We start from the raw sequence: 11,436 nt of genomic DNA, 5'->3' as shown, positions 1-11,436 counted from the left end.
GTGGCTCCAATACGCCGATCATCGAGTGGCCCGATTGCGCCGATCATGCACTGGCTCGATTGCGGCGATCATCCGGTGGCTCGATTACGCCGATCCCGGAATGGCTCGAATATGCCGGTCAGTGACACCGGCCGATCCATGGAGCGCGCGCCCATCGTGAACGGCGCCGCAGTCGCGATGTGTCGGTTGACGACTGCAGTCCCGACCCGTGGGCCGCAGGATTCGCGCCGTGCGAATCGAGCAGCATCAGCATGGCTGCTGATGCCAGTCCAGTCATTCAGCGACCATTCTAAGCCCCGCGCTTCGTCAGCGAATTGACCCATATCGGATGTGGGCCGGATCGACGCTAGCCGACCAGTCACTGTCTGCCGTTCACCACATGATGTAGAAAATGCGTTACCGGTGCACACGGGGGTGCCGCGGCGTAGCGGATGGTATGGCAACGCCCGCGCCTACGCGTCTTGTTGTTCGAGCTAGTTAGCGGAACGTCGCGGCAGTCCCCAACCACACCGGCCAGCCTCGGTTGCTCAGGCAGCATGACGCGCCCCAAGTCAGTACTGACACGCCAAAGGCAAGAATGGTGCAAAGCATCATCGCTGGCATAGTTTCGCGAGCCTATACTTCGCAAGAGCGTTTCACCCTTGGGCGCTTTGCGATGATGTCATTCGCGATCGCGAACGCTGTAAAACCAGTAGCATTTTCCTTGCAGGGATGCACGTCCCAGGTCGAGCAGCGCAATACGACTTACCTACGCCGATTTTCCCCAAAGGGAGAAGCGCGTGAAATTCCGCCGCGGCGCACGGCGCGAACATGGCACATCCTGCGGGGTAGAGACCGTTGCTCGGCAACGCTGGCTACGCTGTCAGAGTAGTGCTGCGGACAAACGTAGCGGCGATCGATTGCTTTTCTCGGATGTCTGAAGAGGAGAAGCGACCATGAAAATCCTGTGGGTCGATGACCACGAACTTCTTTGCGTCGCCCTTTCCGAATATTTACAAACACACGCTTCGGAACTGAGCGCAACCCCAATCGACGTCACGCCCGTCTTTACGCTTGCCCGCGCGCTTGAAGAAGTCAACAAGGCACCTCCCCCCGATCTGGTATTCCTGGATCTTAATCTGGACGATGAGAACCGTGGCGCCGCGACACTTGAGCATTTCCAGGCCGGAAATCCATCTAAAGTTCCCGTGGTCGTCTGCACAGGACTCACTCCTGGGAACGATCAGGAAGTTGAAATTTTGCGCGTGTGCATGCGTGACTACGCCGCTCGGGGAATCCTGTTGAAAGGAGGCGCGCACAAAAAAATGTTCATTGGACTGAGCAGGATCCTGGGAGGTGAACTCTGGATTCCGGAAGAGGTCCTGCTCCGCTTTGCCCGCTCGACACAAGCGCCCTCAGCTAGCCGGAATGAGCACCATCTTGGGCTTTCTCCTCGCGAGTGGGACGTGGGGCGTTGCATTGCACGTGGCCTCTCGGGGAAACAGATCGCTAGAGAGCTTAACGTCACCGAAGGACATGTCCGACAGGTATCCTGTGTTATCTACGACAAACTTCGAGTCAGAAACCGCGTAGAAGCGGCACTCAGAGTCAATGCTGAGTTGGGCGGTGGAAGCGGTCCAGACAAGGGACCATCATGAAGATCTCTGCTATACCGCGATTTATGTTTCGCTGCGAACACTAGCACCCGCCTTCGGCCGATTTTCCTGGGGCTTATGTTTTGCAAGTAAGGTCAATAAGGTCTGTTCGGAAACCGGTTTCGACAAAAGCTTCATGCCACTGGCGGCAACTTTTTTGAGCACAGCTGACGAGGTGTCCCCCGACCACAGGATCGCCGGGATCGAAGCGTCGGTAGCAGCGCGGACCGCCGCAATCGCAGCAATACCGTCCTCGTTTTCCAGCCGGTAGTCTGAGAGGATGAAGTGCGGACCACTTGCCAGCGCTTCAATGCGCAACTGTTCGATGACGTCGGATGATGATTCCCCCGCCACGACGTAGCAGCCATGCTCGATCAGGCGCATCGATATTTCGATTCTCAGGTCGCTGTTGTCTTCGATGATCGCCACGACCATATCGGTCAGGTCCGCTTCGCCGTCTTCAACCGTTTGAACCTCGCCGAGCAACTCCGGCGATATGCGTTCCACGAAGGGGACCGTCACGGAAAAACGCGATCCCCGCCCGGGTGCCGAGTTCACATCCAGTTTGTGACCAAGAAGGTTCGCGAGCCCCTGGACAATGGCCAGACCCAGTCCGAACCCTTTATCGCGATTCCTCTCGGGATTGGCAACCTGGACATAGCTTTTGAAGATATCCGCCTGTCTATCTTCAGGGATACCGATCCCGTTGTCCCAGACACTTATCCTTACGCAGGTGCCACGCCTCTGGCAACTCACCAGAACATGTCCGTTCTTTCCTCCCTGCCCGGAAGGCGTGTAACGGACCGCATTGGTCACCATATTTCGCACGATCCTGTCCAACGCATGTTGATCGGTGCGGACCAGATAGGGGCGACTATGGAGTCTTAACCTCAGCCCCTTCGCCTCAGCCAGCGGCTGCATATCCGCAACTATGCCGCGTAAAAGGGAAGTCAGCGCTACCTCCTGGATTTCCACACTCCAGGTGCCGGACTCGAGGCGGCAGATATCCAGTGCCCCGTTAATCATCCCTTCCATCGCAGCCACCTGCCTTTGCGCAATTGAGACGTCTACGGCCAGGCTGGTCGATTTAACGCATCGCTCGATAAAACCTAACTTCAGGCCGAGCGTGGTGAGCGGCTGGCGCAAGTCATGGCTTATCGCAGCCATAAACTGGTTCTTTTCCAGCATTGCCGCTACCGCCTGAGCTCGCGCTTCCTCGAGAACAACCTCTTTTACACATATGAGTTGCTGATCGTTGCAGATGTACCAGGCGACGACGCAATAGCCAATTAGTTGAGCCGTATACCAGTCAAACATTCCCGGCCGGTGAATAAAAAACCCCGGTGCCATGTCAAATGCGAATGGGATCGCGCCGACCAGCAGTGCACCGAAAGCCGCACGAAAACTGGGTGCGAGCAGCAGCAACGTAATTGCCTGGCCGATCATAGTCAGTTCCATGAAGCCATACCTGGCAAATCTGAAGTGGTGGCTATGGACGATCACGCCGACTACGTAGGTGGGTGGTATTAGCCCAAAGCTGGCCGCAGCCCACCAGAACGATGTCAGCATGACCAATACAGCCCATGCCCAATGTAGCTGCCCGACCGCGCTGACGCCGGCGTGCTTCGGGAGCATCATTGTTTTTTTCAGTAAGTATGCTGCGAAAGGAGCCGCCAGCCCCCAGAGTCCCATGATCCAGACGACACGGAACCATGGATAGATATCCGACGTTTTGGTCCAGGCTCCAACTATGAACCAGAACGGGCTTACGACCAACAAAAGCGCGATCCAATATACCGACCGGCGGGACAGCGATTGCAATAATTTGCGTTTGACGAGGAGATCCTGTTCAGCACTGAGTGCTGCAACGGCAACCGGTCCGACAAAAAATTTTCTGAATTCAGCGAACCTGCGGCGCGCGATTTCCTGAATCGTTTCACTCACGCCCACTGGTGTTCTGGCCCTGACATTTTCCCTCGCGTCAGAATCACTTGATGTTCGAGAACAGGACGCCATAACAGGCCTCCGGGCGGGAATCAGGGGCAGCTACAGACTATTGTGCTAGCAGTCCGCCAGCAAGTCGATGACAAGTGTGCTGTTTTAGGCCGAACAAATGTTCGTGATCCACGCAGATCGTTCCAACCGCCCGCAGTACCAGCAAGCACGGCTCGCCAGTTGCGATATTGGTCGCTCCATGTATGCCGCGTCGAACTACTTCCGTAACCGGGCACGCTCCTTACTCTGACAACGGCATCATGCCGAACAATCGTAAAACGACACCGAACATTTATTCTCCAGCAAAGGAACATTTAATACCGAACATCAAACTATCGACGTAATTACAACTGACACGGTTTCACGGCGAATTAACGCAACATAATTTGACACAAGGAGGGCGTTAATGACCGCACAACTGGGCCGCCTTCTTCTCCTGTCGAGTGCCTATTGTGAGTACGTCTCCATAACCGGCCGGCGCGGAAAACGCAGTGCGTACGGGCGCCCGTATTGCCGCAGTGCCGGATGGACAACCATGAGGGGGTGCATCATGAAGTGGCTTATCCAGGCAGTTGCACTAGCGGGCGCGATCGCCGCGCCGATGGCGTCTTTAGCGCAATCGGATCAGCCGGTCACGCGTGACCAGGTCAAGGCAGAGTTGCTGCAGCTCGAACAGAATGGCTATAACCCTGCTGCCAAAAACGATGCCCAATATCCCGCGGATATTCAGGCTGCCGAAGCGCGCGTGGCCGCGCAGCGCGCAAATGGCCAGGATACGTCGGGATATGGGGCGCCGCTGGGCGGCTCGTCGCAATCCGGTTCTGGCCAACATCCGATGGTGGTTAATCCGGACGGTCAATGACGCGTGGTGAACGGCCTGCCGTGACGATACCGCCGCTGCGGGTCGTTTTCGTCCTTAGCGCCGCTATGGGACTTGTCCTCGTGGCACACGTTGTTCATTTTTTGCCATCGTCTGCCGTCTATCGTCTGTCGGCACCCGTATTGCCGCAGTGCCGGATAGACCACTATGAGGGGGCCATCATGAAGTCGCCTTACCACGCAGTTGCGAAAACTGTCGCGTTCCTTTTGGTCGCATGCTCAGCATCGCTGGCTGCACCTGCTTTCGCAGGCGCGTACGGACCTTGTCGCTCCGGCAGCGCAGCGACAGCAACGCAAAGCGATAAAACGATGCCGTTGCACCACGCCAGCGTGGTTCACAAGAGTAATGGCGGCGTCAACGGCAGCGTGCCGACCCCGTCGCAGTCCGGCAAACGCGTCCCCGGGGGCGATTCCATCGATCCCATGTATCGAGGAGGTTGATGCGCCCAAGACAGCACTTCGAGAAAACTGGCACGCTGACCAGATGTTTCCGAAGCACGCTACGGCCGGGAATGGTGATAGTGCTTACGTGAGGAGGTCGCATGCGCAAGTTCAAACCCGTAGTTGCGCTCACACTCGTCGCAGTGCTGCTGGGAGTCGGTCTGGCGAATTACGTCAGTCTGGCACACGACTGGCCGCCAGACCCGCTTTTCGTCCGTAACGCCGAGCCGGGGCCTGTCCTGATAAAGGACGTTCTTGATTTTCTGGTCATCGTCGATGCGCACCCGCATCGCCGCAGTACCGGATAAACAACTGTGTGGAGGTGCATCATGAAGTTGCTTTTGCAGGCAGTAGGGCTTGCGGCCGCGATCGTCGCGCCGATCGCGGCTTTCGCACAATCGGAGCAGCCGGTCACGCGCGCGCAGGTCAAGGCGGAGATTCTGCAGCTTGAGCAGAATGGCTATAACCCGGCCAACGCGCTCGATGCCCAGTATCCCGCGGACATTCAGGCTGCCGAAGCGAAGATCGCTGCACAGGACAGCCAGCAGGCGGCCCACAGTGACCTTGGCGGCGCGACGACCAACGCCACTGCACAGGCAAGCCAGCAGGCGGGCAGCAATGACGTTGGCGGCACGACCGTTGGCACCTCAGCTTCCAGCAGTGCCCAGCAGGTGTCGAAGCCCTCGCCATCTTCGTGCGTTGGTCCCGCAAGTTACTGCAACCTTTTCTTCGGTAATTGACCGCTGATGGGCCGCCCGACACCGCGCCGACGATCCGGGTACGGTGCCTCTGGATCGTCGGGGCGTCATGGCTGTACAGAGTACGACAGCTACCAGCTCGATTCGGCCCTGACCAGTCCGCAAAATGAGGACAGTCCATGGACATGAGCACCAGAGAAACCAGCCCGGCGGCATCGACGCAGAGCGGCGTATCTGCTGCACCAAAGGCGGCGACGCCAGATAGTGGGGTTGCGCGATCGTTTGCAATCCTCCTTGGGTTTCAGTGTCTCGGCGAGTTAATCGCCTATGTCACGCAAGCTCCTGTTCCCGGCCCCGTGCTTGGCATGGTGCTATTGCTTTGCCTGCTCTCGGCCAAACCCTCTGTCGTGCCTGCCGTCGAGCAGGTCTCTCGCGGACTGTTGAATCACCTTTCACTGTTTTTTGTACCCGCCGGTGTGGGCGTCATGGTCTTCGCGGCGCAGCTGAAAGGCCAACTGTCCGCACTCGCCCTTGCCATCGTTACCAGCACGATTCTTTCGATGGCGATTGCTGCGCTAGTGACAGGCATGTTGCTGACGAGGCTCGACAGAAAGCAATCACAACACAAGGCTGCGACGGCGCCACGCGCTTAGGCAGATTCTGCCGCCGCAAGCAGGAGGGGCCATGTCAATCGGTGAACTGTCCGTGTCTGTCAATGCGATCGTGGGCGCGTCGCCTCTGCCGGCGCTCACGGCAACCGTCGGCGTCTACATCGTTGCCTGCCGCCTTCACACCCTGGCGCGGAAGAATCCCCTGGCCAACCCGGTAGCGATCTCCGTGTTGCTCATGATCGCGATACTGTATTTGACAGGCACCTCCTACAGCGCATATTTCGCGGGCGCGAAACTGATTCACTTTCTACTGGGCCCGTCGGTCATTGCATTGGCTATTCCGCTACACCATCAGATGCCCAGGCTCAGACGAGCGCTTGTGCCGCTGCTTGGCGGGCTGATCGCGGGCTCGGCCACGGCTGTTGCCTCTGCGATTGTGATATGTGTCTGGCTACATTGTCCGTTTGTGACGGTCGCGTCGGTCGCTCCGAAGTCGGTCACTACGGCCGTAGCAATGCTGATCTCGGCAAAAATTGGCGGTTTGCCCTCGCTCACCGCGACGATCGTCATCCTGACCGGCATTACCGGTGCGACGCTGAGCAACCTGGTCCTGGATACCGTTGGTGTGCGGCGTGACGACGTGCGCGGCTTTGCAATGGGTGTTGCTTCCCACGGCATAGGTACTGCCAGGGCGTTTCAGATCAGCGAAGAAGCAGGCGCCTATTCGGGACTGGGCATGGCGATGAACGGCACCATGTCGGCGTTTGTCCTCCCAGTGCTCCTGCCCATTCTGAGCGGTTGGTTGATTTGACGAACCGCGGATCCCGGCATGCGCCCGCGTTCCTATCGTTACCGGGCGGCGTGTGGCCCGTCCGGTGGACGGGCGTTCAAGGCAGTGGCGGCAGTGGCACTGGCCACGCTATCGCTGACCTGCGTCGCTCAGACAGATGGCAGATACACAACCGCGACCATACGAGGAACGTACGGTACAAAAATCCACGCGGACCTGCTCGGAATTGTCACTCGAACAGCGTCCACCCAGACGCATTGTCCGAAAGAAACGAATGCCTTTGAACGGCTAAAGCGTCCCAGTCTGTGGAGTTGATGTCGAGACGTGATGAGTGATAGTTTCGACGGCCTGCTCAACCGAAACGGTAGCTGTGTCGACTACAAGATGCTCTGATTCCCATGCATCATATCGGCGCTCAAGCACGCTCTTCCATGTCGGCAGGTTGTGGCCAGAGATATCTGCCCGTCGCCCCTCGACTCTCAGACGGTGCGCAGTGGTATCAGAACAAATCAACTCTATCTCGAAGACGCGTGCACCTGCTTCGAGCGCCACACCTCTCCAGTGACTACGCGTGATATGCAACGCATTCACCGAGTCCGCGACGACGGTCAACCCGAGGCGCAAATTGTCTTTCGCAACTGCGTAGCCGGCCAGATAACCGGCAGGTCCAACATCCTTCCCGCCGACCCCAGAAGCGAGAAACGCCTGTTCCAACGTATCAATACGCAGATAAGCTGCGGCGAGTTTGCGAGCGAGTGTTTGCGCTACCGTTGTCTTTCCGGTGCCCGGTAATCCACCGAAAACAATCAACATTTTTCGTGCTCCCTGGTTTCGAATATTTGCTGATTGTCGCGGATTGCTGCCGCGATCTCCAGTGGCCATGGCCGATCGGGTGAAGTCGCCAACGGCCGCTTATTGGCACTCCGGTTCGCAAAAACTGAATTCATTTGACTGACCGGTTTGGAGAAGGTCATCTGACCGGAGGTCGATTTCGGATATTTGATCAGTCTGACTCCGATCACGTTCGAACGAGAGAGGGTGTAGCGACGCGTTGCCCGTCGTCTATTAACCGTTGCAAAGGGTCACTGCTTTACACTAAGAAGCCGCGGCCTCCTCTGTCTGATTCGAAACCGACACCTTGAGAGAGCTTGTGTCGAAAAACAATCCATGGCTCTTTACTTCGACAGACGCAGTTTCTTCGATAGCACGATACCCCGCTGCGGGCTCACCAACCAGATGGCGTGAATGTCGGTGTAAAGGGTCGAGGTTCTTGTCGTGATGTCGGTGGGCTCGTCATTGCTGGGATCACTATGTTCGCGTCGATCGGTCAGGTAAGGCGGCGCCATGCTGCACATCAGCACAATCGCGAAGTCTCCATTCGCTTCGTCGAACGCCGCCTGCGAGAGTGTCACGCGTCCGTGAACCCTGGTTTTGGTCCGTTCACCGGACTTGAGCACAATCAGATCGATATGTTGGATGTACCCCTTAGCCTTCGCCTCTGGCGCCACCACCAGCCCTCGACCGCGTTGTCCGGTAATGGTTTTCTTGAGTAGGATCGCTCCCGGCTTGTTGTCGTCGGATAGATCTACGTCTACCGTCAACAGGTGCGTCTTTGACTGATATCGTATTCCGTAGGGCGCAGGTACGACGAAAGCAAGGTCGCGCTCGAGACTGGCTTTCGGCGAGTCGAGCTCGCTTGGCGCCTTAGGGACAGGGACGTGGATCAGGTTCCTGATGCGATCGCTCAACGAAAGCGAGTCGGCATTGAATCTCTGGCCCGCCAAAGCGTCCCTGATGGCAACCGGGTCGTCGCCGACGAAAGGCCGAGTGGACAGGACATCTGCAGAGGCGGAAGTTTCAGGCTCAATCGCATTGGGAACAGTGGCTGAGTCTGCCGACATCCCGGCGTGCGCCAGGAGCGACATGCAAACAAGGGTGCAAGCGACGTTCGAACGGACCAGCACGGTTTTGAGATCAGCCACGACAAACCCCTCCAGGATCAAGGCAGTCTATCGCAAAGCCTTACATGGGAAACTCGACCGCATCAATCTGAGCGGCCAACGACGCCCGCTCTACCGAGCGGGGGCGTCTCCCCTGTTAATCCCTGTCAGCGTGCCGGATTGCGTGCCATGACGATCCACGCCGCGCCGTCGATCATCACCGACCGCTCGCCGGGCAGGCCCGCGAAGGCGGCACGAACCGCGGCCGAGGCGCGGGCGCGGATGTCGTCAGGCTTGTCAGCGAGCGCGCGCGACAGCGGGCCGACCTCAAGCGTCATCTTCACCGCGTCGTCGATCGCAGCGTCCCGCGTCCCGCCCTCGCCGAACGGGACGGAAGCATCGAAGGGCGCGATAGCGATATCGGTGAAGCCGGCCGCCGTCAGGATGCGTGCCACGCGACCCCGGTCGCCGAACGAAAATGGGCCGGGCGCTTCGGGATCGGGCGCCGCGCTCGGCGGGAGGATGCCCTTGATCGCGCCCATCGGCAGGCGCACCCAATCGTTCTCGGCCGCGCCGCGCCAGCAGACGAAAGCGACCCGCCCGCCCGGCCGCAGCGCGCGTCGCATATGGGCGAACGCTGCGGTCGGATCGTCGAAGAACATCACCCCGAAACGCGAGAACAGGATGTCGAACGCGCCCTCGGGCAACTCGGCGCTGCTGGCGTCGGCCACTCGGAACAGGGCCGGCGTATCCTGTGGCGCAAGCGCGCGCGCCCGGCTGATCAGCGGTTCGGATATGTCTACGCCCAGCACTTGGCCCCCCGGGCCGACGCGGGCGGCCAGAGCCAGACTCGACGCGCCCGCGCCGCAGCCGACGTCCAGCACGCGCTCGCCCGCCGCGGGCGCGGCGGCTTCTATCGCGGCCTGGCCGAACACCGCCACCATAGCGTCGAGCCGGGCCTGGTTGGCGACCCAGCGCTCCCCGCTTTGACCATTCCAGTCGGCCACCTGATAAGCATTTTGCTCTGCCATGTCATCTCCTTGCTCTGATTCGTTCTTAACTAGCTACCCTTTGTTCGAGGCAAGGGGGAGCCGAACCTCACCCGCATCGTAATGACCGAAGAGCCGCGTGCGTTCATGGATGTACTTCGCTTCGCTGCATTGCGTACATTTATCATAGCCGGGTACTTCACGAGGAGACTCGGCCAGTGCCAGACATGTTCCGGGCGCTGCTAACGGAGACGCTTGCTCGCGTAGCCGCAGTCACAGCCCCCCCCCCGCCCCCGACATTTTGATCTGGCTTTGACAAGTGAATGGGCGCCATGTCATCAGCTTTTTAGGGGACTTCCCGAGGGTCGTGACTTTTGGATTGCGTCGTCGTGCCTTGGCGCGTAATGTAAGCGCTAACACGTTTCGAATTGCAGCCTTCATCGGTCCTCATTGCATGTCATCCCTAAAAACATTTGAAAATGTAAGCGCTAACATGCGCTCCACCGAAGCATCTCCCTCGGTCCGGATCATCGTCGCAGGTAGCGCGAACATGGATCTCGTGGTGCACGCGCAGCGTCTGCCGGCGCGAGGGGAAACCTTGCTCGGCGGCGCGTTCGCCACATTCGCCGGCGGCAAAGGCGCCAATCAGGCGGTCGCAGCGGCGCGGCTCGGCGCTTCAGTGGCGATGCTCGGCTGCATCGGAGACGACGACTTCGGCGCACATCTCCGCGCGCGTCTGGACAGCGAGCACGTCGACACGGCGCACCTGCACATGGTGAACGACATGTCGACCGGCATCGCCGCCATCACGGTGGCCGCGGACGGTGCGAATACGATCGTCGTTTCGCCGGGCGCCAACGCCGCGCTTACTCCCGCTCACGTCGATGCGGCGCAAGACGCCATCGGCGCCGCCGGCATGCTGATTTGCCAACTCGAGGTGCCGCTCGACACCGTGCGGCACGCCATTTCAGTCGCGGGAAGGCTCGGCACGCCGGTGCTGCTGAACCCGGCTCCGGCACAGCCGCTTGCGGACGCGCTTTACCAGCAGGTCAGCTATATGGTTCTCAACGAGACCGAGGCCCACTTGCTGACGGACGTGCCCGTCGATGGCCCGGCGTCCGCGCGTGAAGCCGCAGCGCACCTGCGTGCGAAAGGCGTGGAGACGGTGATCGTCACCCTGGGCGCCGAGGGCGTCTGGTACGCGACAACCGGGGAGGAAGGTCACCTGCCCGCGCCGCGCGTCGATGCGATCGACACCACGGCGGCCGGCGATTCCTTCGTCGGCGGCTTCGCGGCTGAGCGGGTGCGCGGCGCGAGCATCCGCGAGGCGATCGATTTCGCTCAGCGGGCCGCGGCGCTCAGCGTCACGCGTCAAGGCGCGCAGGCATCAATTCCGACCCAGGCCGAAGTGCGGGCGCAACCCGCGTTCCCGGCAACGGTTCGATAGACCCGGCCGCGC

At 59.5% G+C, this 11,436-nt stretch carries 11 protein-coding genes; 7 read left to right on the top strand and 4 right to left on the bottom strand.

Features of this window, described 5'->3' with window-relative positions:
* Window positions 1-935 precede the first annotated feature (935 nt).
* Window positions 936-1,637, top strand: a complete 702-nt coding sequence (locus AB3X86_RS35425) for a LuxR C-terminal-related transcriptional regulator (RefSeq protein WP_368599555.1) — start codon at window positions 936-938, stop codon at window positions 1,635-1,637.
* 21 nt (window positions 1,638-1,658) lie between these two features.
* Here the strand turns inward: AB3X86_RS35425 and AB3X86_RS35420 are convergent, their stop codons facing one another.
* Window positions 1,659-3,578, bottom strand: coding sequence for a hybrid sensor histidine kinase/response regulator (locus AB3X86_RS35420; RefSeq protein ID WP_368599554.1), 1,920 nt, complete (start codon window positions 3,576-3,578; stop codon window positions 1,659-1,661).
* A 601-nt stretch (window positions 3,579-4,179) separates the two neighbouring features.
* Here AB3X86_RS35420 and AB3X86_RS35415 point away from each other — a divergent pair.
* The 5 genes from AB3X86_RS35415 (at window position 4,180) to AB3X86_RS35395 (ending at window position 7,069) form a co-directional block, all read left to right on the top strand.
* Window positions 4,180-4,491, top strand: a complete 312-nt coding sequence (locus AB3X86_RS35415; RefSeq protein WP_368599558.1) for a DUF4148 domain-containing protein — start codon at window positions 4,180-4,182, stop codon at window positions 4,489-4,491.
* A gap of 559 nt (window positions 4,492-5,050) precedes the next feature.
* Window positions 5,051-5,257, top strand: coding sequence for a hypothetical protein (locus AB3X86_RS35410; RefSeq protein WP_176105280.1), 207 nt, complete (start codon window positions 5,051-5,053; stop codon window positions 5,255-5,257).
* Window positions 5,258-5,278: 21 nt separating this feature from the next.
* Entirely contained in the window at window positions 5,279-5,689 is a 411-nt protein-coding gene (locus tag AB3X86_RS35405) for a DUF4148 domain-containing protein (protein ID WP_368599553.1), read from the top strand.
* 137 nt (window positions 5,690-5,826) lie between these two features.
* A complete protein-coding gene (locus AB3X86_RS35400) occupies window positions 5,827-6,300 on the top strand; it encodes a CidA/LrgA family protein (protein ID WP_368599552.1) in 474 nt (157 codons plus the stop codon).
* Between the two features lie 31 nt (window positions 6,301-6,331).
* Complete coding sequence (locus AB3X86_RS35395) at window positions 6,332-7,069, top strand: LrgB family protein (protein WP_368599551.1); 738 nt, start codon at window positions 6,332-6,334, stop codon at window positions 7,067-7,069.
* Window positions 7,070-7,336: 267 nt separating this feature from the next.
* Here the strand turns inward: AB3X86_RS35395 and AB3X86_RS35390 are convergent, their stop codons facing one another.
* The 3 genes from AB3X86_RS35390 to AB3X86_RS35380 form a co-directional block, all read right to left on the bottom strand.
* The gene (locus AB3X86_RS35390; RefSeq protein WP_368599550.1) at window positions 7,337-7,861 is read right to left on the bottom strand and encodes an AAA family ATPase; all 525 of its coding nucleotides are present in this window, start codon (window positions 7,859-7,861) and stop codon (window positions 7,337-7,339) included.
* Window positions 7,862-8,223: 362 nt separating this feature from the next.
* Entirely contained in the window at window positions 8,224-9,030 is an 807-nt protein-coding gene (locus AB3X86_RS35385; protein WP_368599549.1) for a hypothetical protein, read from the bottom strand.
* Window positions 9,031-9,155: 125 nt separating this feature from the next.
* Window positions 9,156-10,019, bottom strand: a complete 864-nt coding sequence (locus AB3X86_RS35380; protein WP_368599548.1) for a class I SAM-dependent methyltransferase — start codon at window positions 10,017-10,019, stop codon at window positions 9,156-9,158.
* 451 nt (window positions 10,020-10,470) lie between these two features.
* Here AB3X86_RS35380 and rbsK point away from each other — a divergent pair, with 451 nt between their 5' ends.
* Window positions 10,471-11,424: a ribokinase gene (rbsK, locus tag AB3X86_RS35375; RefSeq protein WP_368599557.1), complete on the top strand. Its 954-nt coding sequence runs from the start codon at window positions 10,471-10,473 to the stop codon at window positions 11,422-11,424.
* The last annotated feature ends 12 nt before the right edge of the window (window positions 11,425-11,436 follow it).

Source organism: Paraburkholderia sp. BR14374, assembly GCF_040948685.1.
In the GTDB taxonomy this organism is placed as follows: Bacteria; Pseudomonadota; Gammaproteobacteria; order Burkholderiales; family Burkholderiaceae; genus Paraburkholderia; species Paraburkholderia youngii.
Note: the sequence above shows the minus strand (reverse complement) of the source record. Positions and strands in the feature narration are given on the sequence as shown.